This is a genomic window from Streptomyces sp. NPDC043996 (assembly GCF_056435225.1).
The window spans coordinates 1-24,913 of the sequence record NZ_JBWKEY010000016.1 but is presented as its reverse complement, the minus strand read 5'-3'; the positions used below and the strand labels follow the sequence as shown (position 1 = coordinate 24,913).

Sequence of the window (24,913 nt, the reverse complement as noted above, 5' to 3'; positions counted from 1 at the left end):
CGCAACGAGCACAGCACGAGCCCCGGCCTAGGACCGATTCCCTAGGCCGGGGCTCGTCCCTCACGACGATCCGGAGACCGCCTCCGTCTGGCTAGATTCGATCAACCAGACACATCGCACTCCCAAGGAGCCCCCATGATCGTCGTCACCGGAGCCACCGGAAACGTAGGCCGCGCCCTCGTCCACCAGCTCACCGACACCCACACCCCCGTACGCGCCCTCGTCCGCGACCCGCACCGCGCCCACCTGCCCGCCACCGCCGACGTCACCCCCCTCACCGTCAGCCCCGAACCCGCCGACATGACCGCCCAGTTCGACGGCGCCACCGCCCTCTTCCTGCACGCCTCCGTCACCGGCGAACACACCACCGCGTTCCTCGCCGCCGCCCGCACCGCAGGCATCGAACACGTCGTCGTCCTGTCCTCCATCGCCGTCGAGGACGACCCCACCCACGACACCTTCATCCACACCTGGCACCGCACCCTCGAACAAGACGTCCGCGACAGCGGCCTCCACTGGACCTTCCTGCGCCCCGGCGTCTTCGCCACCAACACCCTCCAGTGGGCCTGGCAGATCCACGAAGGCGACACCGTACGCGGCCCCTACGCCAAGGGAATCGGGTCACCCATCCACGAGGCCGACATCGCCGCCGTCGCCCGCCACAGCCTCCTGGAACACCACCACGACACCGCCCACGTCCTCACCGGCCCCGCGGCCATCACCACCGAAGACCAGCTCGCCGCCATCGCCCACGCCATCGGCCGCCCCCTCACCTACACCGAGATACCGCCCCACGACGTCACCCCCGAGATGTTCCCCCTCATCCCCGCCGACATGGTCCCCGGCTTCGTCGCCTCCCTCGCCACCACGCTCGACACGCCCCCGCCCCTGACCACCACCGTCCAGGCCGTCACCGGCAACCCGGCCCGCACGTACGCCCAATGGGCCAAGGACCACGCCGACGACTTCCGCGCCTAAGCGCTCCGCTGGGGGTTCGCGGCGCCCCTTGCCGTCAGCCGACCGCGGGTTCGTCGTGGCTGGCCGCGCAGTTCCCCGCGCCCCTTCGGGACGCGGCCGAACCATATCCAGCCCGTCCGGCGCTTGAGGACAAGGCCGCAGGCCGAACACGCGGGGGAGGCCAGGGGGCAGCAGCCCCCTGGCCTCGGGACGGGGCGGGGTAGGGGAGAACCCCACCCCCTAGCACCCCGACCCCACGCAGACACGATTTCCCCGCACAGCCGTACCCCTTTCGGGTTCCGATCCCCAACCTCCCCCAACACACCCACCGCACACCCACCAGGCTGGTGCCCCCGTCCGCCCACCGGAGGTCACCACCATGCACACCCCGCCCCCCTTAGCCGGCGGCGCCCAAGGAGCCGACGCCCTCAGGCCCCTGCTCACCACCGTCCTCAACGCCCTCCACCAAGGCGCCACAGACCGCGCGGGCCCCCTCCCACCCGGCGGCCCCACCACCGTCGCCACCCACCTCCGCGAAGCCGTCGGCACCCTCCTGCCCACCCACGGCACCGGCGCCGAAACCGCCCTGCACACCCTCGTCCACGCCCTCGCCGCAGGCGCCGCCGACCCCGCCGAACCCCACTGCGCCGCCCACCTGCACTGCCCACCCCTCGCCCTCGCCGCCGCCGCCGACCTCGCCGCCTCCGCACTCAACCCCTCCCTCGACTCCTGGGACCAAGCCCCCGCCGCCTCCACCCTCGAAGCCCTCCTCACCCACACCCTCGCCCACGAAGTCCACGGCCAAGGCGACGCCCTCATCACCACCGGCGGCACCGAATCCAACCAACTCGCCCTCCTCCTCGCCCGCGAACACGCCACCACCCACCACCGCCCCCTCCACATCCTCACCGGCGCCAACGCCCACCACTCCATCCACCGCGCCGCCTGGCTCCTCGGCCTCCCCGCCCCCCACACCATCCCCGCACCCAACGGCGTCCTCGACCCCACCGCACTCGCCGACGCCCTCCACCACCACACCGGACACGGCCACCACCTCCTCGTCACCGCCACCGCGGGCACCACCGACGCCGGCCTCATCGACCCCCTCACCCCCATCGCCGACCTCTGCCACACCCACGGCGCCCGCCTCCACATCGACGCCGCCTACGGCGCCGGACTCCTCTTCAGCCACACCCGCCGCACCCAACTCCACGGCCTCCACCGCGCCGACACCGTCACCCTCGACCTCCACAAACTCGGCTGGCAACCCGCCGCCGCCGGCATCCTCACCCTCCGCGACCCCACCGACACCCACGCCCTCGCCCACCGCGCCGACTACCTCAACGCCGACGACGACACCACCGCAGGCCTCCCCGACCTCCTCGGCCGCTCCCTGCGCACCACCCGCCGCCCCGACGCCCTCAAAATCGCCGTCACCCTCAAAGCCCTCGGCCGCACCGGCCTCGGCACCCTCGTCGACCGCGTCTGCGACCAAGCCCAACACTTCGCCGACCACATCGCCGCCCACCCCCACTTCGAGCTCTACGACAAACCCACCCTCAGCACCGTCCTCTTCCGCCCCACCGGAGCCGACGACCACCACATCGCCCACATCCGCAGAACCCTCCTCACCCACGGCACCGCCGTCCTCGGCCGCGCCCAACTCGACGGCCGCCGCTGGCTCAAAGCCACCCTCCTCAACCCCCACACCACCCCCGACGACCTCACCACCCTCCTCACCCTCGTGGAAGGAACCACCCCCCAATGACCCCCACCCACCCACCAAGCACCACCGAAAGGCCCACCACCCCCGACGCCCCCCGCGACCTCATCGGCATCGGCATCGGCCCCTTCAACCTCTCCCTCGCCGCCCTCGCCCACCCCCTGACCCACCTCAACACCGCCTTCTACGAACAACACCCCGGCTTCCACTGGCACCCCGGCCTCCTCATCGACGGCGCCACCCTCCAAGTCCCCTTCCTCGCCGACCTCGTCACCCTCGCCGACCCCGCCAACCCCTGGTCATTCCTCAACTACCTCAAAACCCGCGAACGCCTCTACCCCTTCTACTTCGCCGAGCGCTTCCACATCCAACGCGCCGAATACGACGCCTACTGCCGCTGGACCAGCGACAACCTCCCCCACCTCCACTACGGCCACCAGATCGACGCCGTCCGCTGGAACCCCGAACACGCCCTCTTCGAAGTCGACTACACCCAACTCGACACCGACGGCGAAGCCGAAGCCCTCGGCCGCACCCACGCCCGCAACATCGCCATCGGCATCGGCACCGCCCCCCACATCCCCGAACCCCTCAAACCCCTCGCCGACGCCCCCACCGTCCCCGTCATCCACGCCGCCGACTACCTCCTCCACCGCGACCGCTTCCTCACCGCCGAACACATCACCGTCATCGGCTCAGGACAATCCGGCGCCGAAATCTTCCTCGACCTCCTCCGCCACCGCCCCCCAGGCGCCGAAAAACTCCACTGGCTCGCCCGCACCCCCGCCTTCGCCCCCATGGAGTACTCCAAACTCGGCCTCGAACACTTCACCCCCGACTACACCCGCTACTTCCACAACCTCCCCGAAACCCAACGCGACCGCCTCGTCCCCAACCAATGGCAACTCCACAAAGGCATCGACACCGACACCATCACCGCCATCCACGACGAGCTCTACCAACGCACCCTCCACGGCGGCTGGCCCGACACCGTCCTCACCCCCGCCGTCAACGTCCGCACCGCAGGCCGCGTCGCCACCACCCGCGTCGAACTCCACCTCGAACACCTCGAACAAGGCACCCGCTCCCGCCTCACCACCGACGCCGTGATCCTCGCCACCGGCTACCGCGAACGCCCCCTCAGCCAACTCCTCGCCGGACTCGACCCCTACCTCCGCCGCGACGCCTCCCAACGCCCCCGCATCGACGAGCACTACCGCCTCGTCCTCGACCCCACCATCACCGGCAACATCTACGTACAGAACGCCGAACGCCACACCCACGGCGTCGGCGCCCCCGACCTCGGCCTCGCCGCCTGGCGCAGCGCCACCATCCTCAACCACCTCACCGGCACCCAGCCCTACCCCCTGCCCCAACGCACCGCCTTCACTCACTTCGGCCTCCACCAACAAACAAGCCGCGCCACCCCCGGCACCACCGGACAGCAGCGCGGCACCCTCGTCCGCCTCAAAAACTGAAACCCCCCACCCCCTCAGCCACCCACCACCCCCGCCAACCCACCCACCGGCGCCACCACCCGCCGCGACCTCGGACACGACCACACCGCCGCGCCCCGCACCACCCCCGCGTCCAACGGATGCGACCCCGGATGGTCGGGGCACTCCGGCCACGTCGCAGGCAACAACTGCGCCGCCAACGCCTCCACCGCCCAGTCCTTCACCTGCTCCGCCAACTCAGCCACCTGCTCCGCACGACCACACCCCTCCGGCACACTCACCCCCGCCCCCGAACCATCCGCCTCGTACAGCACCACCCACGGCTCACCGTCGAAGTCCACCTCCCGGACCACCGGCTGCACCGCACACGTCGCCACCAGATCGCGCTGTACGACCGCCAGCGCCACGGCAAGATCCTCATTCATGCCCCGAGGCTAAACCTCAGCACACCGGCGACGCGCGTAGATTCCAGCCCGCCCACACACCCCGCGACACACCCACCCGGCCCCGGCCCAACGACTCCCACCGGCGACTGTCCGACACCCGCCCACAGTGCCAAAGTGACCCCATGACCACCGAAGAAACCACCCCCACCCTGCCCTACGGCACCCCCGACGCCCCCCGCCTCGCCGTCCGCGGCGAAGCCCACCTCGAAGTCGACCCCGAAATCGCCCGCATCGGCATCACCGTCAACGCCCGCGGCACCGACCGCCAAGCCGCCCTCACCGACCTCACCCGCCGCAACACCCACGTCATCGACCTCGTCAAAACCTACGCCGAAGCCGTCGAACGCATCGAAACCGGCGCCTTCTCCATCACCCCCGAACTCACCAAACGCGGCAAAGGCGAACGCGTCCGCACCTACCACGGCCGCGTCCACATCACCGCCGAACTCACCGACTTCACCGCACTCGGCGAACTCACCACGCGCCTCGCCGACCTCGACCTCACCAGCATCGACGGACCCTGGTGGTCCCTGCGCCCCACCTCACCCGCCCACCGCACCGCCCGCCAGCACGCCGTCAAAGAAGCCGTCCAACGCGCCCGCGAATACGCCGAAGCACTCGGCACCACCCTCGCCGCCCTCGTCGAACTCGCCGACATCGGCGCCGAGAACAGCCCACCCCCCTACCCCTACCCCGCCGCCCCCGGCATGGCCCGCGCCGCCTACGGAGGCACCACCGAAGCCGCCCCGCCCCTCGACCTCGAACCCCAACGCCAAACCGTCTACGCCCAAGTCAACGCCCGCTTCACCATGAACCCGCCACAACTCTGAGTCACCACACCCCCCGCCCATGTCACCAACGACCCTTGAACGCGCTCATCAGAGCGTGCCCCCGCACACTTCAACAGTTGTCAAAAACCCTTCACGCAACGGTTGTTGAGCAGTCATGCCCAACCAAACCTCTACCCACCGGTAAGCCCTACTGTCGAAGCATGCGCCGAGCGAAAATCGTCTGCACCCTGGGACCCGCCACCGACACCTACGACCAGATCAAGGCACTGGTCGAAGCAGGAATGGACGTGGCCCGCTTCAACCTCAGCCACGGCACCCACGCCGACCACGAGGAGCGCTACCAGCGCGTGCGCAAGGCCGCCGACGAGACCGGCCGCAGCGTCGGCATCCTCGCCGACCTTCAAGGCCCGAAGATCCGCCTCGGCCGCTTCACCGAAGGACCCGTACTCCTCGAACGCGGCGACACCTTCACCATCACCACCGAACCCGACGCCACCGGCGACCGCCACAGCTGCGGCACCACCTACACCGGCCTCGCCACCGACGTCACCCCCGGCGAACGCGTCCTCGTCGACGACGGCAAAGTCACCCTCGAAGTCACCGCCGTCAACGGCCCCCGCGTCACCACCACCGTCATCGAAGGCGGCATGGTCTCCGACCACAAAGGCCTCAACCTCCCCGGCGTCGCCGTCTCCGTCCCCGCACTCTCCGACAAAGACGAAGACGACCTCCGCTGGGCCCTGCGCACCGGCTGCGACGTCATCGCCCTCTCCTTCGTCCGCAGCGGCCGCGACATCGAAGACGTCCACCGCATCATGGACGAAGAGAAACGACGCCTCCCCGTCATCGCCAAAGTCGAAAAGCCCCAAGCCGTCGACGCCATCGACGACATCGTCGCCGCCTTCGACGGCATCATGGTCGCCCGCGGCGACCTCGGCGTCGAAATGCCCCTGGAACAAGTCCCCATCGTCCAAAAGCGCGCCATCAAACTCGCCAAACGCAACGCCAAGCCCGTCATCGTCGCCACCCAGATGCTCGACTCGATGATCGACAACTCCCGGCCCACGCGCGCCGAAGCCAGCGACGTCGCCAACGCCGTCATCGACGGCACCGACGCCGTCATGCTCTCCGGCGAGACCAGCGTCGGCAAATACCCCATCGAAACCGTCCGCACGATGGCCCGCATCGTCGAAGCGGCAGAGGAAGACATCCTCGCCAAGGGCTTGCCGCCGCTCACCGAACGCAACAAACCCCGCACCCAAGGCGGCGCCGTCGCCCGCGCCGCCGCCGAAATGGGCGACTTCCTCGGCGCCAAGTTCCTCGTCGCCTTCACCCAGTCCGGCGACACCGTCAAACGCCTCTCGCGCTACCGCTCCCCGATCCCCCTCCTGGCCTTCACGCCCGACCCGGCCACCCGCTCCCAGCTCAACCTCACCTGGGGCGTGGAAACCTTCCTCGGCCCGCACGTCGACTCCACCGACGCGATGGTCGACCAGGTCGACGAGCACCTCCTGAAGATCGGCCGCTGCCAGCCGGGCGACACCGTCATCATCACGGCGGGCTCCCCACCCGGAGTCTCCGGCTCCACGAACCTGGTCCGGGTCCACCACATCGGCGAGGCCACCCGCTAGCTCGGGGCTGTTTAGTACTTCGGCCCGACGTGTACGTCCATGAGGGCCACGGAGGCCTTGCGGGCGATGGAGACGGTGACGGCGGCGCGGCTCTGGTTCAGGGTCTTCCATTCGACGCCGAGCCGGTCGAGGGTGCCTGTGAAAAGCTCGATTATGTCGATGGACGTGTTCGTGAAGAAGTACCTCGGGTACTCGTAGCGCTTGTGCTGGCCGCCGACGAGGCGGGTAGTCCAGTTGGTGACGCGGCATCCGTCGGAGTGGATGAGCCCCCGGATGAATTCCCAGGGATGCGTGTCGACGATGTCCTGTTGCCAGGATTCGAGCGCGATGGTTCGTTCGTGCTTCTTACCGGGGCCGTGCTGCGGGAAGAGGCAGGGCCAGTGCTTGCTGTAGCACGTGACGTTCTGACAGCCCTGCCTCTGGACGCGGAAGACCTTGTTGTCGGGGCGCAAGGTCTGCATGGCCTCGGCGCAGGCGTCGATGAGCCCCGGCCAGGCATCCGCGCAGGTGATGCGCAGGAAGTAGACGCCCCGGCGGAGGTAGCTCAGGCAGCCGTCCCCGAGGTAGAGGCCGAGTAAATAGGAGTACGCGGCCTGGTCCGCAGGTTTGCCGGGGACGTCATCGCATCTGGGGCAGGCGATCGCACGGCGTTTCAGTGGTTCGATGCGGGTCTGCCAGGAACGGATCGCCGCTCGCGAGACTCCGGTTTCCTTGCTGACGGAGTTAAGGCTGCGGCCTTGCGCGACCAGCGCCAGTGTGCGCTTGCGTGTGCCCATGTCGTACATGTGGCCGATGCTGGTGCGGTGTCGCGCCGTTTCGCCGGGGAATGGCCGTCGTATACACGATCAAGTGAAGTTGATCGAATAAGGCGCGACCTTGGAATCCAAGGCTATGGTGCCCCAGGTGGGATTCGAACCCACACTGTCCGCTGTTTGAGAGCGGCCTCTCTAACCGTTGGAGTACTGGGGCCTTAGAAAGGAAGGGGGAACCTGCCCCCTCGGGGCATCACCTTACCGCAGCTAGGTAGGCTCTGGGGAGCAGCACTTTTTCCGGCCCGCACCCAGGAGTCTCCGTGACCGCCCCCGAGTCGCCCCAGCCCGTAGAGACGACCGACGACGACAAGTCGCACGTCCCGCCGCTGACGACCCGCGTCGTCATCGCCGAGGACGAGGCCCTCATCCGGCTCGACCTCAAAGAGATGCTGGAGGAGGAGGGCTACACCGTCGTCGGTGAGGCCGGTGACGGCGAGACCGCCATCGCGCTGGCCCGGGAGCACAAGCCGGACCTGGTGATCCTGGACGTGAAGATGCCCGTCCTCGACGGGATCTCCGCGGCGGAGAAGATCGCCGAGGAGTCCATCGCCCCCGTGCTGATGCTGACGGCGTTCTCGCAGCGGGACCTGGTGGAGCGGGCCCGGGACGCGGGCGCCATGGCGTATCTGGTGAAGCCGTTCAGCAAGAGCGACGTCGTACCGGCGATCGAGATGGCGGTGTCGCGGTTCACGGAGCTGAAGACGCTGGAGAAGGAGGTCGCGGACCTCTCGCAGCGCCTGGAGACGCGGAAGCTGGTGGACCGGGCGAAGTCGATCTTGCAGACGGAGTACGGCCTGACGGAGCCCGCGGCGTTCCGGTGGATTCAGAAGACGTCGATGGATCGCAGGCTGTCGATGCAGCAGGTGGCGGAGGCGGTCATCGAGGACGCGGCGGAGAAGAAGGCGTCGAAGGGCTGAGAGGGGCCCCGTAGGGGCGCGGGGAACTGCGCGCCCGGCCCCTACCGGCGGGAAGCCGGAGTACGAGAGTGCAGCGAGGGCGGTCACCCCACACCGGGGTGACCGCCCTCGTTGCGTAGGGCCCAGGGACCAGGCTCAGTCCTCGCCGAGGTAGGCCTTGCGGACGGATTCGTCGTGGAGGAGGTCTTGTCCGGTGCCGGAGAGGACGACGCGGCCGACTTCCATGACGTGGCCGTGGTCGGCGAGGGAGAGGGCGGCTTGGGCGTTCTGTTCGACGAGGAGGATGGTGGTGCCTTGGGATTTGAGTTCGTTGATGGTGTGCATGATTTTCTGCATCATGATCGGGGAGAGGCCCATGGAGGGTTCGTCGAGCATGAGCAGTTTGGGTTGTGACATGAGGGCGCGGCCCATGGCGAGCATTTGTTGTTCGCCGCCTGAGAGGGTGCCTGCGGCTTGTTTGCGGCGTTCGCCGAGGATGGGGAAGAGGTCGTAGGCGCGCTGGATGTCTTTTTCGATGCCTGTTTTGTCGTCGCGGAGGTAGGCGCCGAGTTGCAGGTTTTCGGTGATGGTGAGGCGGGGGAAGATGTGTCGGCCTTCGGGGGAGTGGGCGAGGCCGAGGGCGACGATTTTGTGGGCGGGGACGTTGTGGAGGGGTTTTCCGTCGAAGGTGATGTGTCCGGAGACGGGTTTGAGGAGTCCGGAGAGGGTGCGGAGGGTGGTGGTTTTGCCCGCGCCGTTGGTGCCGATGAGGGTGACGACTTGGCCGGCTTCGACGGTGAAGGAGATGCCTTTGACGGCTTCGATCTTGCCGTAGGCGACCCTGAGGTCTTCGACCTCTAGCAGTGCGGTCACTTGGCTGTTCCTTCCGGGCCGGTGGCGCGGGGTGCCGCGTCGTCGTGGTGCGGCGGGGTGTCACCGGGGGTGTCGCTGGGGGTGTCCTGGTGGGCGTCGGCCGCCTCGGCCTCGGCGGCTTCGACTTCGGCGACTTCGGCGGCGCCGGGGGCGCCTTCGAAGGGGGTGCCGAGGTAGGCGGCGATGACGCGTTCGTCGGCTTGGACGGTTTCGGAGGTGCCTTCGACGAGTTTTTCTCCTTGGACGAGGACGGCGACGCGGTCGCAGAGGTTGAAGATGAACCGCATGTCGTGCTCGATGACGAGGACGGCGATGCCTTGGTCGCGGATGGCGAAGACGAGTTCTTCGGCGGCGCGGGTTTCTTGGGGGTTCATGCCCGCGGTGGGTTCGTCGAGGAGGAGCAGTCCGGGTTCGCTGGCGAGTGCGCGGGCGATTTCCAGCTTGCGTTGTTCGCCGTAGGGGAGGTTGCGGGAGAGGTGGTCGGCTTTGTGGGCGAGGCCGATGAACTCGAGGAGTTCCATGGCTCGTGCGTGGGATGCGGCTTCGGCTTTTTTGAAGCCGGGGCCGCGGAGCAAGGCCGACCAGAGGCCTTCCTTTGTCCTGGTGTGGCGTCCGACGAGGACGTTTTCGAGGACGGTCATGTTGGCGAAGAGCCGGATGTTCTGGAAGGTGCGGGCGATGCCCGCGTCGGTGACGAGGTGGGGTTTGGCGGGGAGGACGGTGCCTTTGTAGGAGACCTTGCCTTCGGTGGGGACGTAGAGGCCGGTGAGGCAGTTGAAGAAGGTGGTTTTTCCGGCGCCGTTGGGTCCGATGAGGCCGACGATTTCGCCGCTGTTGACGGTGAGGTCGACGGAGCGTACGGCGGTGAGGCCGCCGAAGCGCATGGTGACGCCGCTGGCTTCGAGGACGGTGGTGGTTGTGGTGGTCATGGTGGTCACGCCCCCGCCTTGCTCGCGCCGACGGTTCCTTCGGGGAGTTTCTGCTGGTCGGGTACGTCGAGTTGGTCGGTCTCGTGGTATTCGAGCTGGGCGCGCTTGTTGGCGACGAGGCCTTCGGGGCGGAAGCGCATGAGCAGGATGAGGGCGAGGCCGAACAGCAGGAGTTGGTAGTCCTCGAGGAATTGGAGTTTGGCGGGGATGAGGTAGAGCAGGGCCGCGCCGATGAGGGGTCCGCTGATGGTGCCCATGCCGCCGAGGATGACGGCGGCGAGGAGGAAGGCGGAGTTGGGGGGGACGGTGTTGGCGAAGAGGTACTGCTCGGGGGTGATGCTGTAGGAGACGTGGGCTTGGACGGTGCCGGCGAATCCGGCGAGGGTGGCGCCGAGGGCGAAGGCGATGAGTTTGACGCGGAAGCCGTTGATGCCCATGGCGGTGGCGGCGGTTTCGTCTTCGCGGATGGCGACCCAGGCGCGGCCGATGCGGGATTCGCCGCTGCGGCGGAAGACGAGGACGACGACGGCGGTGAAGAACAGCATTAGCAGGTAGTAGTTGGCGGGCCTGCTGAGGGTGAAGCCGAGGACGTCGTGTTCGGTGCCGAGGTTCCAGCCGAAGAGTTCGAGGTCGGGGATGTTGGGGATGCCTTGGGCGCCGTTGGTGAGGTCGGGTCCGGCGCTTCCGTTGAGGTTGTTCATGGTGATGCGGAAGATCTCGCCGAAGCCGAGGGTGACGATGGCGAGGTAGTCGCCGCGCAGGCGCAGGGTGGGGGCGCCGATGACGATGCCGAAGACGAGGGAGGCGGCGGCGCCGGTGAGGACGGCGGCCCAGAAGGGGAATTTGACGTCGAAGGTGGAGGCGGGGGAGCCGGAGACGAGGGCGGCGGTGTAGGCGCCGACGCCGAGGAAGGCGACGTATCCGAGGTCGAGGAGTCCGGCGAGGCCGACGACGACGTTCAGGCCGAGGGCGACGGTGGCGAAGATGAGGATGTTGACGCCGATGAGGGCGTAGGCGCTGCTGTCCTGGGTGAAGGGGAAGAGGGCGGCGGCGACGATGGCGGCGGTGAAGGTGACGTTGCGGTGTTTGGCGGTGAGGGTGTTGAGGCGGGGGATGAGTCCGGCGCGGTGGAGTGCGGTGGCGCCGAATCCGGCGGTGATGAGGAAGCCGATGAAGAGTTCGGAGTAGGCGTCGATGCCGTAGGCGAAGACGTAGAGGCCGATGCCGAAGGAGGCGGCGATGATGAGGATTTCGATGGCGCTGGGGAGTGTTTTGGCGCGTGGGGGTGTGGGGGCTTTGAGGCTGTGGCGGAGGCGTTGCCAGGGGTTGGTGGTGTGGTGGTCGGGGGTGTCGGAGGGGAGTCCGAGGGCGCCGATGGTGGCGGTGAGGGCGCCGATGCCGGAGATCCAGGCGCCGGGTTCGAGGTTGACGATGCCGCCGAGGTGTTCGGCGATGGCGCCCATGGTGTAGCCGGTGGAGCCGAGGACGCCGAGGGTGAGGAGGAGGACGGGGCTGTTGGTGCCGCCGGGGAGGAGCCAGCCGAGTCCTTGGATGCGGTATCCGGCGAGGGTGAAGAGGAGGGTGAGGGCGGCGCCGGTGAGGGTGATGAGTTGGAGGCCGCCGGGGTAGCCGGTGACGGTGAGGTCGCCGGGGAAGTCGGTGGTCCAGGTCCAGGCGAGGAAGGTGCCGATGAGGGCGGTGGTGGCGCCGATGAGGACGAGGAGGCGGGCGAGGTTTTCGGGGAGGGGCAGGGTGGAGATGGGGGCACCCGTGGTGCTCTTGGTGAGTTTGGGGGTGTCCGGGGTGCTGGGGGTTTTCGTTGTCATGGGTATCACGCCCGATCCGCGACGCGTTCGCCTAGGAGCCCTTGGGGCCTGAGGAGGAGGACGAGGATGAGCAGGGCGAAGGCCCATACGTCCTTCCAGGCGCCGCCGCCGAACTGTTCCATGCCGGGTACGTCGCCCATGTAGCCGGTGGCGAGGGCTTCGGCGACGCCGAGGACGATGCCGCCGAGCATGGCGCCGTAGATGTTGCCGATGCCTCCGAGTACGGCTGCGGTGAAGGCTTTGAGGCCCATGATGAAGCCCATTTTGAAGCCGACTTGGCCGTTGTGGAGTCCGTATCCGACGGCGGCGATGGCGGCGAACGCGGCGCCGATGGCGAAGGCCATGACGATGATGCGGTCGGTGTTGATGCCCATGAGTTTGGCGGTGTCGGGGTCTTGGGCGGTGGCTTGCATGCCGCGTCCGGAGCGGGTTTTGTTGACGTACCAGCCGAGGATGAGCATGCAGGCGGGGGCGGCGATGATGAGGAAGAAGTCGCCGCGTTGGATGTCGGCGCCGAAGACATGGATGGGGTCGCCGCCGAATTGCGGGAAGGAACGGTCCTTCTTGGCTTCGGGGTACCACTTCCAGATGGCCTGTTGGAGCAGGATGGACAGGCCGATGGCGGTGATGAGGGGGGCGAGTCGGGGTGCTCCGCGCAGGGGGCGGTAGGCGAAGCGTTCGGCTGCGGTGCCGACGGCGACGGAGCAGATGACGCCGCCGATGATCATGAGGGGGATCGCGGCGAGCAGGTTGAATCCGTCGGGGAGCCACAGGGAGACGGTGAGGGCGCCGAAGCCCCCGACCATGAAGATCTCGCCGTGGGCGAAGTTGATGAGCTGGACGATTCCGTAGACCATCGTGTAGCCGATCGCGATGAGACCGTACATCGCGCCGAGGATGAGTCCATTGGCCAGCTGTTGCGGCAGTTCGTTCACCGCAGGGCCTCCGTTGGATGGTTCGGATATGGCACCGCGCGGGAGCGCTGGTGAGCGCTTCCCGCGCGGTCTTGTGTCAATGGGTGTGTGCTGTCTCAGCAGGCACGCTGACGTCCGCTGCGGTGCGGGAGTGCCCCGAAGGGGCGCGGGGAACCGCGTGACCGGTCACTGACGGTCCGCAGGTTCGTCATCGCACGTCCAGCGCGGCGCTTAGCGGGGCTTGTAGGCCTCGCTGAACTGGGACTTCCACTTGTTGTTCTTGCCTACCTGGTAGGCGGTCATCATGGTGTTCGTGGTGTCGCCGTACTGGTCGAAGGAGACCTTGCCGGTGACGCCGTCGAACTCGACCTTGCTCATCGCTGCGAGGACCTTTTCGCGGCCGTCGTCGGGGAGCTCTCCGTCGTTTTCCTTGACGGTGAGCTTCACTGCCTCGATGAGGGCCCACGTGGCGTCGTAGGTGCCGCCGCCGTAGGTCTCCATGTTTTCCTTGTAGTTCTTGTTGTATTCCTCGATGAACTTCTTGGCGGAGGGCAGTTCTTCGACGGGCTTGCCGACGGAGGTGCCGAGGTCGCCGACGGCCTTCTTGTTGAGCTTGGGGAATTCTTCGCTCTTCATGCCGTCGCCGCCCATGAGGGGGATCTTGGCGCCGGATTCCTTGAGCTGTTGGCTGAGGGGGGCGGCGGCGGGGTATTCGCCGCCGTAGTAGACGGCTTCGGCGCCTTTGCCCTTGACCTGGGAGACGACGGACTTGAAGTCGCGGTCCTCGGGGTTGACGTGGTCCTGGCCGACGATCTTGCCGCCGAGGGAGGTGAAGGTGTCCTTGAAGGACGCGGCGAGGCCGGCGCCGTAGGTCTTCTGGTCGTCGATGAGGTAGACCTTCTTGATCTTCGCCTTCTGGAACAGGTACTGGGCGGCGAACTGGCCCTGGACCTGGTCGGTGGTGGCGGTGCGGAAGAAGGTCTTGAACTGGCGCTTCTTGTCGCCCTTCTTCCAGCCGTCGCCCTGGGTGAGCTCGGTGCCGGTGTTGGCGGGCGAGATCTGGGTGAGGTTGGCGTCGTTGAGGGGCTTCTGCATCGACTGGGAGACGCTGGAGTTCAGCGGGCCGATGACGCCGAGGACGGAGTCGTCGCTGATGAACTTCTGGGCGTTCTGGCCGCCGACGGAGGGCTGGGCCTGGTCGTCGAGGGGCTGGAGCTTGAACTCGACGCCGTCGACGACGTTCTCCTTGTTGGCGGTCTTGACGGCCAGTTCGGCGGAGTTGCGCATGCCGATGCCCAGGGCGGAGAGGTCTCCGGTGAGGGGGGCGTCGAAGCCGATGACGACGGTCTTCTTGTCTCCGGAGCTGTCGTCGTTCTTGTCCTTGTCGCGCGACCCGCAGGCAGTGAGGGTGAGTGCCCCGGTGGTCAACACCGTGGTGAGGATGAGCGCGGAACGGTTTCGCACGATTGGTCCTTTCCCAGGCGCGGCCCTCTGCTGAGGTGCCGTGAAGATCGCCGGGCCGTACTGGTGGTGGTACAGGGCCGTGCAATTCAGTTCGCGCCCGGCGGCGCGGTGACTGGCCGTGACTCTAAGGGCGCATTTGATCCGGGAGGAGTGGTCGGGGCAAGGCTGTGACGCTCTTGTTATGCCACGGAGTATTCCGCGCTGGAACGCAGGGGGTGGTTGTGGCGGAATATGCACGGTTCGGCGCATCCTGCTTTGTCGAACGTGCAGTACTGATCATGGGTTTTACTCATGACGCCGGTGTTCGGAGGGTTGCCCGGCGCGCTGCCCGAAAAAGATCTTCCATGGACCCCGGAGGTCTTTTCGATCTTGTTTCGCGGATTGCCTCCGCATTACGCAGCGTTACGCCCAGGAAAGGGAGTCGCTCATTCCGTGGCACTTTTCCGCATTCGCGGATGTGCGCGGTCAGGAGTGTTTTTGCGGAGCGCTCCTGTTTTTTAAGTGAAGACCCCCACTGGCCCCGGCCGTATACACGGGGCGTGACGGGTCACAGGAGCCGGGCGAGAGATCAAGCCCGTCCGGCGTTTGAGGACGAGGCCGAAGGCCGATGTAGGGCGCGGGGGCACTGGGCCAGCCCGGCGTTTGAAGGCGAGCACGCAGGCGGCGCGAGGGGAAAATCAAGCCCGTCCGGCGATTGAGGACGAGGCCGCAGGCCGATCGACGGCGCGCGAAGCCGGGGGCAAGAGGAAGGGGGGCCGGGGCGGACGCGCCCCGGCCAGAGGGGTGCGGCCCCGGGACCCCGGGACCCCGGGACCCCGGGGTCAGCCCGCGGCCCCGCCGCCCCCGGCGTCGCGCAGCAGGCACGTAAGCCGCGCACTGCACACCCGCTTACCGCTCTCCTCGCTGATCACGACCTCGTACGTGGCCGTCGACCGCCCCCGGTGCACGGGCGTGGCCACCCCGGTGACGATCCCGGAGCGCACGCCCCGGTGGTGCGTGCAGTTCAGGTCGACGCCCACGGCGATCTTCCCGCTGCCTCCGTGCAGCATCGCGCCGATCGAGCCGAGCGTCTCGGCGAGCACCGCGGAGGCCCCGCCGTGCAGCAGTCCGTAAGGCTGGGTGTTGCCCTCCACCGGCATGGTGGCGACGACGCGCTCGGCGGAGGCCTCCAGGATCTGGACGCCCATGCGGTCGCCGAGGTGCCCGGCGGAGAACAGGGCGGGCAGGTCGATGCCGAGACCGGCGTACTCGTCGATGACCTCTTGCGGGAACTTCGTTGTGTGCTGCTCACCCATGGGGCCGGGCTCCGTTCGTCGACGACACCGGACAACAGTCGCGGCGGCGGGGGCCGCCACTGGCTGAGCGAACGCTCAGTCGGTGGCCGATTGTTCCAGGCGTACGACGACGGACTTGCTGGCGGGGGTGTTGCTGGTGTCCGCGGTGGCGTCCAGCGGCACGAGCACGTTGGTCTCCGGGTAATAGGCCGCGGCGCAGCCGGGGGCCGTCGGGTAGTGCACGACGCGGAAGCCGGGCGCGCGCCGCTCGACGCCGTCGCGCCACTCGCTGACGAGGTCGACGTACGTGCCGTCGGCGACGCCGAGCGCGTGCGCGTCGGCCGGGTTGACCAGGACGACGCGGCGGCCGTTCTTGATGCCTCGGTAGCGGTCGTCGAGGCCGTAGATCGTGGTGTTGTACTGGTCGTGGGAGCGCAGCGTCTGGAGCAGCAGGCGGCCTTCGGGCAGCTCCGGATACTCCACGGGCGCGGCCGTGAAGTTGGCCTTGCCGGTGGTGGTGGGGAAGCGGCGTTCGTCGCGCGGGGCGTGCGGCAGGGTGAAGCCGCCGGGGCGGGCGACGCGTGCGTTGAAGTCCTCGAAGCCGGGGATGACGCGTGCGATGCGGTCGCGCACGCGCGCGTAGTCCTGCTCGAACTCCTCCCAGGGCGTGGCGGATCGCGGGCCGAGGACGCGGCGGGCCAGGCGGCACACGATGGCGGGCTCCGAGAGGAGGTGCTCGCTGGCGGGTTCCAGGCGGCCGCGGGAGGCGTGCACCATGCCCATGGAGTCCTCGACGGTCACGAACTGCTCGGCGCTGCCTTGGAGGTCGCGTTCGGTGCGGCCGAGCGTCGGCAGGATCAGGGCGCGGGCGCCGGTCACGGCGTGCGAGCGGTTGAGTTTGGTCGACACGTGCACCGTGAGGCGGGCGCGGCGCATGGCGGCTTCGGTGACGTCGGTGTCGGGGGAGGCGGAGACGAAGTTGCCGCCCATGGCGAAGAACACCTTGGCGTCGCCGTCGCGCAGCGCGCGGATGGCGCGGACGACGTCCAGGCCGTGGTGGCGCGGCGGGGCGAAGCCGAACTCCTTCTCCAGGGCGTCCAGGAAGGAGGGGGCGGGGCGTTCGAAGATGCCCATGGTGCGGTCGCCCTGCACGTTGGAGTGGCCGCGCACGGGGCACACGCCCGCTCCGGGGCGGCCGACGTTGCCGCGCAGGAGGAGGAAGTTGACGACTTCGCGGATGGTGGGCACGGCGTGCTTGTGCTGGGTGAGGCCCATGGCCCAGCACACGACGGTGCGCTGGGAGGCGAGGACCATGCGCAGGGCCTGCTCGATGGCCTGGCGTTCCAGGCCGGTGGCGTGGAGGGTCTCGTCCCAGTCGGCGGCGCGGGCGGCGGCCGCGAACTCCTCGTATCCGTGGGTGTGCTCGCGGACGAAGTCCTCGTCGACGGCGCCTTCGGTGTCGAGGACGAGCTTGTTGAGCAGGCGGAACAGGGCCTGGTCGCCGCCGATGCGGATCTGGAGGAACAGGTCGGTGAGGGCGGTGCCCTTGAGCATGCCCTGGGGGGTCTGGGGGTTCTTGAAGCGTTCCAGGCCCGCTTCGGGCAGCGGGTTGACGGTGATGATCTTCGCGCCGCCGTGTTTGGCCTTCTCCAGGGCGGAGAGCATGCGCGGGTGGTTGGTGCCGGGGTTCTGTCCGGCGACGATGATCAGGTCGGCCTGGTGGAGGTCTTCCAGCAGGACGCTGCCCTTGCCGACGCCGAGGGTCTCGGTGAGGGCGGAACCGGATGACTCGTGGCACATGTTCGAGCAGTCGGGCAGGTTGTTCGTGCCGAACTCGCGGGCGAACAGCTGGTACAGGAACGCCGCTTCGTTGCTGGTGCGGCCCGAGGTGTAGAAGAGGGCCTCGTCGGGGGAGGCGAGTGCGGTGAGTTCCTCGGCGACGATGTCGAAGGCCCGCTCCCAGGAGATGGCCTCGTAGCGGTCGGCGCCCTGCGCCAGGTACATGGGGTGGGTGAGGCGGCCCTGTTGTCCCAGCCAGTACCCGCTGCGGGTGGCGAGGTCGGCTACGGGGTGCGCGGTGAAGAAGTCGGGGGTGACGCGGCGCAGGGTGGCCTCTTCGGCGACGGCCTTGGCGCCGTTCTCGCAGAATTCGGCCTTGTGCCGGTGGTCGGGCTCGGGCCAGGCGCAGCCGGGGCAGTCGAAGCCGTCCTTCTGGTTGACGCGCAGCAGGGTGAGCGCCGTGCGCCGCACGCCCATCTGGCGCTGGGCGACGCGCAGGGTGTGGCCGATGGCGGGGAGTCCGGCGGCGGCGTGCTGGGCGCCTTCGACCTGCGGGGCGTCCTGGACGGGGTCGCCCTTGGGCGGCTTGCTTGCCATCGTCTGCTCCTCTTCGAGCCAGCCGTGCGAGTACGTGTCCGATCCTCCCACGGGGGACCGACAGCGGGCCGGTGCGGGGCCGACACCGGCGGTGGCCGGGGCCGGGGCGGGGCCGAGTGTCAGTGGGGCGTGGCAGGATCGGGGGCGTGGCAGAGAAAGCATCGAAGAAGACCGAGAAGACGACCGCCGGCGATCGGCCGCGCCTGCTCCTGATGGACGGGCACTCCCTGGCCTACCGGGCGTTCTTCGCGCTGCCCGCGGAGAACTTCACGACGGCGACGGGACAGCCGACGAACGCGATCTACGGCTTCGCGTCGATGCTGGCGAACACCCTGCGTGATGAGGCGCCCACGCACTTCGCGGTCGCGTTCGACGTGTCGCGCAAGACCTGGCGCTCGGAGGAGTTCCCCGAGTACAAGGCGAACCGCTCCAAGACCCCCGACGAGTTCAAGGGCCAGGTCGAGCTGATCGGGGAGCTGCTTGACGCGATGGGCGCGGTGCGCTTCGCGGTGGACGGCTTCGAGGCGGACGACGTCATCGCGACGCTCGCCACGCAGGCCGAGGCCGCCGGGTTCGAGGTCCTGATCGTCACGGGTGACCGGGACTCCTTCCAGCTGATCACCGACCAGGTGACGGTGCTGTATCCGACGAAGGGCGTCTCGGAGCTGACGCGGTTCACGCCGGAGAAGGTCCAGGAGAAGTACGGCTTGACCCCGAGCCAGTATCCGGACTTCGCGGCGCTGCGCGGCGACCCGTCCGACAACCTCCCGGGCATCCCGGGTGTCGGTGAGAAGACGGCCGCGAAGTGGATCAACCAGTTCGGTTCCTTCGCGGAGCTGGTGGAGCGCGCGGAGGAAGTCAAGGGCAAGGCCGGGCAGAACTTCCGCGACCACCTGGAGGCCGTGCGCCTGAACCGCCGTCTCACGGAGATGGTGCGTGACGTCGAGCTGTCCAAGACGGTCACGGATCTGGAGCGCGCTCCGTACGACCGCAAGGCGGTCGCGATGGTCCTGGACACCCTGGAGATCCGCAATCCCTCGCTGCGGGAGCGGCTCCTTGCCGTGGACCCGGGCGCGGAGGAGGCCGATCCCGCGCCGGTCGTCGAGGGCGTGGAGCTGGACGGCGCGGTGCTCGGCACGGGCGAGGTGGCGCCGTGGCTGGCCGAGCACGGCACGGCGGTCCTCGGCCTCGCGACGGTCGACTCCTGGTCGCTGGGCACCGGCTCGGTCACGGAGGTCGCCCTCGCGGCGGCCGGGGGAGCGGCGGCCTGGTTCGACCCGGCGCAGCTGGACGAGGGCGATGAGCGGGCGTTCGCGGCCTGGCTCGCCGCAGCGGACAAGCCGAAGGTGCTGAACAACGCCAAGGGCGCGATGCGTGTCTTCGCCGAGCACGGCTGGAGCGTGGCCGGTGTCACGATGGACACCGCGCTGGCGGCGTATCTGGTGAAGCCGGGCCGCCGCTCCTTCGATCTGGACGCGCTGTCCTTGGAGTATCTGGGCCGTGAGCTGGCGCCCGCCGCGGAGTCCGACGGGCAGTTGGCGTTCGGCACGGAGGACGACGAGCAGGCCGGGGCCGATGCCCTGATGGTGCAGGCCCGCACGATCCTCGATCTGGGTGCCGCGTTCGGCGAGAGGCTCACGGAGGTCGGCGCGCAGGGGCTGCTCACCGATGTCGAGCTGCCGACGTCCGCGCTGCTCGCCCGCCTGGAGCGGCACGGCATCACGGCTGACCGCGCGCACCTGGAGGCCATGGAGCAGCAGTTCGCGGGTGCCGTGCAGCAGGCGGTGAAGGAGGCGCACGCGGCGGCGGGCCACGAGTTCAACCTGGGCTCGCCCAAGCAGCTCCAGGAGGTCCTCTTCGGCGAGCTGGGCCTGCCCAAGACGAAGAAGACGAAGACCGGGTACACCACGGACGCCGACGCGCTCGCCTGGCTCGCCGCCCAGACGGACAACGAGCTGCCGGTGGTGATGCTCCGCCACCGCGAGCAGGCGAAGCTGCGCGTCACCGTCGAGGGCCTGATCAAGACGATCGCCGCGGACGGCCGCATCCACACGACGTACAACCAGACGGTCGCCGCCACCGGCCGTCTGTCGTCGACGGACCCGAACCTGCAGAACATCCCGGTGCGCACGGACGAGGGCCGGGCGATCCGCCGCGGCTTCGTCGTCGGTGCGGGCTTCGAGTCCCTGATGACGGCGGACTACAGCCAGATCGAACTGCGGGTGATGGCGCACCTGTCGGAGGACGAGGGCCTCATCGAGGCGTTCACCTCCGGTGAGGACCTGCACACCACGGTCGCCTCCCAGGTGTTCGGCGTGGAGCGCTCGGGTGTCGACGCGGAGATGCGCCGCAAGATCAAGGCGATGTCGTACGGCTTGGCGTACGGCCTGTCGGCGTTCGGTCTGTCCCAGCAGCTGAACATCGAGGCGGCCGAGGCCCGCGCGCTGATGGACACGTACTTCGAGCGGTTCGGCGGGGTGCGGGACTATCTGCGCCGCGTCGTCGACGACGCCCGCGCCACCGGGTACACGGAGACGATGCTGGGCCGCCGCCGCTATCTGCCGGACCTCAACAGCGACAACCGGCAGCGCCGCGAGATGGCCGAGCGGATGGCGCTGAACGCGCCGATCCAGGGCACGGCCGCCGACATCGTCAAGGTCGCCATGCTGAACGTGGACCGGGCGCTGACGGAGGCGGGGCTGACCTCGCGGATGCTGCTCCAGGTCCACGACGAAATCGTCCTGGAGATCGCTCCCGGCGAGCGCGAGGCCGTGGAGGAGCTGGTGCGGCGGGAGATGGCCGGGGCGGTGTCGCTGCGGGCGCCGCTGGATGTGTCGGTGGGGGTGGGGCGCGACTGGGAGTCGGCGGCGCACTAGCCTCCCGGCTACGGGTCGCGGGTTCTCGCCCTGCGGGCTCGTCCTCAAGCGCCGGACCGGCTGAAACACCCGCGCTCGCGCGCTTGTCCTCAAACGCCGGACGGGCTGGAATACCTCGCCGGACGGGCTGAAGCACCCAGCTGGGCGGGCTGGGTGTGTTTGAGCCCGTCCGGCGATTGAGGACGAGCGCGCAAGCGCGATGGGCGGTGTGGTGAACCGGGGGTTACGGGTGGGGAGCCTGGGTGCGGCCCCCGGCTAGAAAGGGGCGCGAACAGGTGTCTAGGCACCGAAAGTTGTCGTAGTGTCGCCTGAGACGTCCCCCCAGGGCGCCCACGCGCGCGCCGGACAGGGGCCGGGCAGGTCGTCATAACGCATAAGGGGAGGGATTCACGGACATGGCGCCGGTTATCGGCAAGCGGCTGCGCAAGGCGACGATGACCACCGCGGTCGCCGCCGCGGCGGTGGCGGCCCTGGCCGCCTCACAGGCCCCGGGCGTGGCGACCACGGACGTGCCGCGTGACGGGCAGGCCGCCGACTCCTCGCCGCCGCCCGACGGGGACTCCGCGACCGGCAACTCGCCCTACTACACCGACCTGCCGCCCCTGAAGAGCCCGGTGCCCGTCGACAAGCCCGGGGGCAAGGGCGACCCGGAAGCGGGCCTCCCGGCCACGGTCCTGGACGCGTACAAGAAGGCCGAGGCGGCCGTGCGCACCGACAAGCCCGGCTGCAACCTGCCCTGGCAGCTGCTCGCGGCCATCGGCAAGGTCGAGTCAGGCCAGGCCCGCGGCGGGCGCGTCAACGCCGAAGGCACGACCCTCACGCCGATCCTCGGCCCGGTCCTCAACGGCAACGGCTTCGCGAAGATCACCGACACCGACCGCGGCGCCTTCGACGGCGACACCACGCACGACCGTGCCGTCGGCCCCATGCAGTTCATCCCCTCCACCTGGGCGTCCTCGGGCCGTGACGGCAACGGCGACGGCGAGAAGGACCCGAACAACATCTACGACGCCGCGCTCGCCGCCGCGTACTACCTGTGCGGAGCCGACCGCGACCTCGCCGTCAAGGACGACCTGCACGCCGCGATCCTCAGCTACAACCAGTCCACGGAGTACCTGAACACGGTCCTGTCGTGGCTGGAGTACTACCGCAAGGGCACGCACGAGGTTCCCGACGGCACGGGCCAGCTCCCGGGCGACCGCAGCGACGAGCGCCCCCGCAGCCCCGGCACCACCCCGCCCGCCCAGCGGCCCTCGTCGCCGCCCTCCACGCTGCCCGACCCCACCCCCGTGGAGCGGGAGGGGAACTACACGCCCCCGAAGGGCGGCCCAGGCAAGCCCGGCAACGGCGGCGACGGCACCGACAAGCCCAAGCCCCCGCAGCCCCCCACCTCCCCGCAGCAGCAGGTCGCCCGCCTGGAGAACGCGGGCCCGGCCGAGCTCACCGCGACGGCGGGCGACGCCTTCGCCAAGCGTGCCGTGGTGCGGGCCGAGACCGGGTCGGGGCGCGGCGTGCCCAAGGTCAAGGTGCGGTTCACCATCAGCGGCAAGACGGACACGCGCTTCGAGGGCGGCGAGCGCAGCGTCGTCGTCACCACGTCCGGCAACGGCACGGTCGCCTCACCCGAGCTGCGCGCGGGCGAGACGACCGGCGAGTTCACCGTCCGCGCCCTCGTCGTGAGCCGCTCCCTGGACCAGGTCGAGATCTCCGGCAAGGTCACCGCCCGCCGGGCCGACGCGCTCGCCCGTACCAGCGACGAAGGGCTGGTCTGCGAGACCGGCAAGGAGTTCGCCGAGCGGGTCGAGGTCAAGGCGACGTACAAGGGCAAGGCCGCCGCCAAGGTCGCCGCCACCGCCACCCTGATCAAGGCGAAGGACAAGCCGGTCGCCAACGACAAGGGCCCCTACTTCAAGGACGCCGACGACAAGCCGGTGCGTACGCTCAAGGGCCTGACGACGGACGCCAACGGCAAGCTGCTGCTGCCGAAGCTGTACGCCGACGGCGAGCCCGGCACGTATCTGCTGCGCATCGTCACCCACGGCGGCGCCACGCTGGACGTCGAGCTGAAGGTGACCGCGCCCGCCACGGGCGAGCCCAGCGGCGAGCCGAGCACCGGCACGTCGCCCAGCACCAGCACCAGCCCGTCGCCGACCGACTGAGACACGACGGCTGACGGCCCCGCCAGGCCGCCCGCGACCACACCGCCCCCGCGCCCCACGGCGCGGGGGCGGCGCGCGTTCCGGCGCCCGGTGTTCGGCCGCGTCCGACCTGTTCTCATCTCGCCCGCGCGTTGCTACGGTGCCCCCGCCCTGACGAACAGTCAGTTATGGAGGCCCGTATGCGCGCGCTCATCGCCGCCGCCACCGGCCTGGTCGCCGCCCTCGCGCTGGCCCTGACCCTCACGGCCCTCGGCGCCCCGGCCGGCGAGACCTCGCCGAAGCCGCTGCTCACCACCGTCCCCGAGCACCCGTAGACAACCCGCAGACACCCGCAGACAACCCGTAGACAAGGGGGGCCGCGATGCGCCGCAAGGCCAGCCTGATCCTGCTCGCCCTCGCCGTGTTCTTCGCGGCGCTCTCCCCGCTGCTGCGCTGGTACGCCTTCCCGCGCCTGGTCAAGATCCCGCCTGGCCGGTACGAGACGATGGTCCTGGAGGCGAGGCCAGCGACCCTCATCGACTACAGCACGATGAAGGCGAAGAAGGTCCCCAAGGTCACCATCGTGCAGACCCTCAAGGGCAACGTGGAGGCCTCCGAGGAGGTCGAGGGGAACGACGGGGACTCCTCCCGGGACGTCGTCGTCTGGGACGCGCTGTCGTACGTGCAGGGGCCCGACGGCAAGATGGTCTCCAAGATCCCCGAGCGGTACGTCTTCGACGCCCACACCCAGGAACCCGTCAACGTCAAGGGCGAGATGGTCGACGGCGACCCCGTCCGGCGCGAGGGCATCGAGTTCAAATGGCCCTTCCTGACGGAGAAGCGCGACTACGAGTACTTTGACGCGCAGGCCCGCGTCACCAAGCCCATCCACTACCAGGGCACCCGGGACTTCCGCGGCGTGGAGGTCTACTACTTCGAGCAGACCATCCCCTGGACCAAGGTCCCCATGCCCAAGACCCTCCCCGTCAAGGGCATCACCGCCGAGTCCCTCGCCAAGACGGGCACGACGCGCTGGTACAGCACGGTCCGCAAGTTCTGGATCGAGCCGGTCACCGGGGCGCCGGTGTACGGGGAGGAGATCCACAAGGAGGAGCTGCGCGGCGGCACGCTCCTCGGCGACCGCGACAAGGTCACCGCGTTCTCCGGGCACGTGAAGATGCGCGAGGACTACATCCGGCACACCGTCGACCTGGTGAAGTCCCAGCGCGTCCTTGTCCTGCTCCTGACGACGTACCTGCCCTGGGGCTTCCTCGGCCTCGGCCTGGGGCTGCTCGCCCTCACCCTGTGGCTGGAGGCGCGCGGCCGCAGGCCCGGGGACCCGCGGCCCGCGGACGGCGCCGAGCCCGAGCCACGGCCGGTCAACGCCTGAACCGCCCCCGATCCCGCGCGCCTGTACCCCGGCCCGCCGGCCGGGCCCTAGGCCCTGTCGTCAAAGTGATCTTGGGTTGTGGATCATGGGGTGGTGATACGCCGCCATGAACTGTCCGATGCCGAGTGGGAACTCGTGCA

General features: G+C 69.0%; 19 protein-coding genes and 1 tRNA gene. 10 read left to right on the top strand and 10 right to left on the bottom strand.

What is annotated here, in order from left to right; translation table 11 throughout:
- Nucleotides 1-135 precede the first annotated feature (135 nt).
- From AC07A4_RS33965 to AC07A4_RS33955, 3 genes are all read left to right on the top strand, one after another.
- Nucleotides 136-978, top strand: a complete 843-nt coding sequence (locus tag AC07A4_RS33965) for an SDR family oxidoreductase (RefSeq protein WP_478606317.1) — start codon at nucleotides 136-138, stop codon at nucleotides 976-978.
- A gap of 358 nt (nucleotides 979-1,336) precedes the next feature.
- Nucleotides 1,337-2,725: a pyridoxal phosphate-dependent decarboxylase family protein gene (locus AC07A4_RS33960; RefSeq protein WP_478606315.1), complete on the top strand. Its 1,389-nt coding sequence runs from the start codon at nucleotides 1,337-1,339 to the stop codon at nucleotides 2,723-2,725.
- Nucleotides 2,722-4,158 carry a lysine N(6)-hydroxylase/L-ornithine N(5)-oxygenase family protein gene (locus AC07A4_RS33955; protein WP_478606314.1) on the top strand — a complete coding sequence of 479 codons (1,437 nt, stop codon included), beginning with the start codon at nucleotides 2,722-2,724 and terminating at the stop codon, nucleotides 4,156-4,158. The genes AC07A4_RS33960 and AC07A4_RS33955 overlap by 4 nt, the downstream gene beginning before the upstream one ends.
- A gap of 14 nt (nucleotides 4,159-4,172) precedes the next feature.
- Here AC07A4_RS33955 and AC07A4_RS33950 read toward each other — a convergent pair whose 3' ends face one another.
- Nucleotides 4,173-4,562: a hypothetical protein gene (locus AC07A4_RS33950; RefSeq protein ID WP_478606312.1), complete on the bottom strand. Its 390-nt coding sequence runs from the start codon at nucleotides 4,560-4,562 to the stop codon at nucleotides 4,173-4,175.
- 143 nt (nucleotides 4,563-4,705) lie between these two features.
- Between AC07A4_RS33950 and AC07A4_RS33945 the strand changes: the two genes are divergently transcribed.
- Nucleotides 4,706-5,413, top strand: coding sequence for an SIMPL domain-containing protein (locus AC07A4_RS33945; protein ID WP_478606310.1), 708 nt, complete (start codon nucleotides 4,706-4,708; stop codon nucleotides 5,411-5,413).
- 161 nt (nucleotides 5,414-5,574) lie between these two features.
- Nucleotides 5,575-7,005, top strand: a complete 1,431-nt coding sequence (gene pyk, locus AC07A4_RS33940; RefSeq protein ID WP_478606307.1) for a pyruvate kinase — start codon at nucleotides 5,575-5,577, stop codon at nucleotides 7,003-7,005.
- Between the two features lie 11 nt (nucleotides 7,006-7,016).
- On the opposite strand, the gene AC07A4_RS33935 is transcribed toward pyk, so the two are convergent.
- Both AC07A4_RS33935 and AC07A4_RS33930 read right to left on the bottom strand, forming a co-directional pair.
- On the bottom strand, nucleotides 7,017-7,790 hold the full coding sequence (locus AC07A4_RS33935; protein WP_478606305.1) for a transcriptional regulator: 774 nt from the start codon (nucleotides 7,788-7,790) through the stop codon (nucleotides 7,017-7,019).
- 107 nt (nucleotides 7,791-7,897) lie between these two features.
- Nucleotides 7,898-7,974: transfer RNA gene (locus tag AC07A4_RS33930), tRNA-Leu, on the bottom strand.
- Nucleotides 7,975-8,077: 103 nt separating this feature from the next.
- Here AC07A4_RS33930 and AC07A4_RS33925 point away from each other — a divergent pair.
- Complete coding sequence (locus AC07A4_RS33925) at nucleotides 8,078-8,734, top strand: ANTAR domain-containing response regulator (protein WP_478606302.1); 657 nt, start codon at nucleotides 8,078-8,080, stop codon at nucleotides 8,732-8,734.
- Nucleotides 8,735-8,869: 135 nt separating this feature from the next.
- Here AC07A4_RS33925 and AC07A4_RS33920 read toward each other — a convergent pair whose 3' ends face one another.
- The 7 genes from AC07A4_RS33920 to AC07A4_RS33890 form a co-directional block, all read right to left on the bottom strand.
- Complete coding sequence (locus AC07A4_RS33920) at nucleotides 8,870-9,586, bottom strand: ABC transporter ATP-binding protein (RefSeq protein WP_478606300.1); 717 nt, start codon at nucleotides 9,584-9,586, stop codon at nucleotides 8,870-8,872.
- Nucleotides 9,583-10,515, bottom strand: coding sequence for an ABC transporter ATP-binding protein (locus AC07A4_RS33915; RefSeq protein ID WP_478606298.1), 933 nt, complete (start codon nucleotides 10,513-10,515; stop codon nucleotides 9,583-9,585). The genes AC07A4_RS33920 and AC07A4_RS33915 overlap by 4 nt, the downstream gene beginning before the upstream one ends.
- Nucleotides 10,516-10,520: 5 nt before the next feature.
- On the bottom strand, nucleotides 10,521-12,341 hold the full coding sequence (locus tag AC07A4_RS33910) for a branched-chain amino acid ABC transporter permease (protein WP_478606296.1): 1,821 nt from the start codon (nucleotides 12,339-12,341) through the stop codon (nucleotides 10,521-10,523).
- A 5-nt stretch (nucleotides 12,342-12,346) separates the two neighbouring features.
- A complete protein-coding gene (locus AC07A4_RS33905) occupies nucleotides 12,347-13,276 on the bottom strand; it encodes a branched-chain amino acid ABC transporter permease (protein ID WP_478606294.1) in 930 nt (309 codons plus the stop codon).
- Nucleotides 13,277-13,486: 210 nt separating this feature from the next.
- A complete protein-coding gene (locus AC07A4_RS33900) occupies nucleotides 13,487-14,719 on the bottom strand; it encodes a branched-chain amino acid ABC transporter substrate-binding protein (RefSeq protein ID WP_478606293.1) in 1,233 nt (410 codons plus the stop codon).
- Between the two features lie 821 nt (nucleotides 14,720-15,540).
- Nucleotides 15,541-16,014 (bottom strand): PaaI family thioesterase, encoded by a 474-nt coding sequence (locus AC07A4_RS33895; RefSeq protein ID WP_478606292.1) that lies wholly within the window; start codon nucleotides 16,012-16,014, stop codon nucleotides 15,541-15,543.
- Between the two features lie 75 nt (nucleotides 16,015-16,089).
- A complete protein-coding gene (locus tag AC07A4_RS33890) occupies nucleotides 16,090-18,369 on the bottom strand; it encodes an FdhF/YdeP family oxidoreductase (RefSeq protein ID WP_478606290.1) in 2,280 nt (759 codons plus the stop codon).
- Nucleotides 18,370-18,515: 146 nt separating this feature from the next.
- Between AC07A4_RS33890 and polA the strand changes: the two genes are divergently transcribed.
- The 4 genes from polA to pgfA all read left to right on the top strand — a co-directional run bounded on the left by polA (nucleotide 18,516) and on the right by pgfA (nucleotide 24,773).
- Complete coding sequence (gene polA / locus AC07A4_RS33885; protein WP_478606288.1) at nucleotides 18,516-21,245, top strand: DNA polymerase I; 2,730 nt, start codon at nucleotides 18,516-18,518, stop codon at nucleotides 21,243-21,245.
- 395 nt (nucleotides 21,246-21,640) lie between these two features.
- Nucleotides 21,641-23,404, top strand: a complete 1,764-nt coding sequence (locus tag AC07A4_RS33880; RefSeq protein WP_478606286.1) for a lytic transglycosylase domain-containing protein — start codon at nucleotides 21,641-21,643, stop codon at nucleotides 23,402-23,404.
- Between the two features lie 179 nt (nucleotides 23,405-23,583).
- Nucleotides 23,584-23,718, top strand: a complete 135-nt coding sequence (locus AC07A4_RS33875) for an SPW_0924 family protein (RefSeq protein ID WP_478606284.1) — start codon at nucleotides 23,584-23,586, stop codon at nucleotides 23,716-23,718.
- A gap of 47 nt (nucleotides 23,719-23,765) precedes the next feature.
- Nucleotides 23,766-24,773, top strand: a complete 1,008-nt coding sequence (gene pgfA / locus AC07A4_RS33870; RefSeq protein ID WP_478606282.1) for a cell envelope lipid trafficking protein PgfA — start codon at nucleotides 23,766-23,768, stop codon at nucleotides 24,771-24,773.
- The last annotated feature ends 140 nt before the right edge of the window (nucleotides 24,774-24,913 follow it).

Excerpts from the sequence above, each read along its gene's own strand:
- AC07A4_RS33965 (WP_478606317.1), top strand. The coding sequence starts at position 136 with ATGATCGTCGTCACCGGAGCCACCGGAAACGTAGGCCGCGCCCTCGTC.
- AC07A4_RS33960 (WP_478606315.1), top strand. The coding sequence starts at position 1,337 with ATGCACACCCCGCCCCCCTTAGCCGGCGGCGCCCAAGGAGCCGACGCC.
- AC07A4_RS33890 (WP_478606290.1), bottom strand. The coding sequence starts at position 18,369 with ATGGCAAGCAAGCCGCCCAAGGGCGACCCCGTCCAGGACGCCCCGCAG.
- AC07A4_RS33915 (WP_478606298.1), bottom strand. The coding sequence starts at position 10,515 with ATGACCACCACAACCACCACCGTCCTCGAAGCCAGCGGCGTCACCATG.
- pgfA (WP_478606282.1), top strand. The coding sequence starts at position 23,766 with ATGCGCCGCAAGGCCAGCCTGATCCTGCTCGCCCTCGCCGTGTTCTTC.
- pyk (WP_478606307.1), top strand. The coding sequence starts at position 5,575 with ATGCGCCGAGCGAAAATCGTCTGCACCCTGGGACCCGCCACCGACACC.
- AC07A4_RS33945 (WP_478606310.1), top strand. The coding sequence starts at position 4,706 with ATGACCACCGAAGAAACCACCCCCACCCTGCCCTACGGCACCCCCGAC.
- AC07A4_RS33950 (WP_478606312.1), bottom strand. The coding sequence starts at position 4,562 with ATGAATGAGGATCTTGCCGTGGCGCTGGCGGTCGTACAGCGCGATCTG.
- AC07A4_RS33895 (WP_478606292.1), bottom strand. The coding sequence starts at position 16,014 with ATGGGTGAGCAGCACACAACGAAGTTCCCGCAAGAGGTCATCGACGAG.
- AC07A4_RS33875 (WP_478606284.1), top strand. The coding sequence starts at position 23,584 with ATGCGCGCGCTCATCGCCGCCGCCACCGGCCTGGTCGCCGCCCTCGCG.
- AC07A4_RS33910 (WP_478606296.1), bottom strand. The coding sequence starts at position 12,341 with ATGACAACGAAAACCCCCAGCACCCCGGACACCCCCAAACTCACCAAG.
- AC07A4_RS33955 (WP_478606314.1), top strand. The coding sequence starts at position 2,722 with ATGACCCCCACCCACCCACCAAGCACCACCGAAAGGCCCACCACCCCC.
- AC07A4_RS33880 (WP_478606286.1), top strand. The coding sequence starts at position 21,641 with ATGGCGCCGGTTATCGGCAAGCGGCTGCGCAAGGCGACGATGACCACC.
- AC07A4_RS33935 (WP_478606305.1), bottom strand. The coding sequence starts at position 7,790 with ATGTACGACATGGGCACACGCAAGCGCACACTGGCGCTGGTCGCGCAA.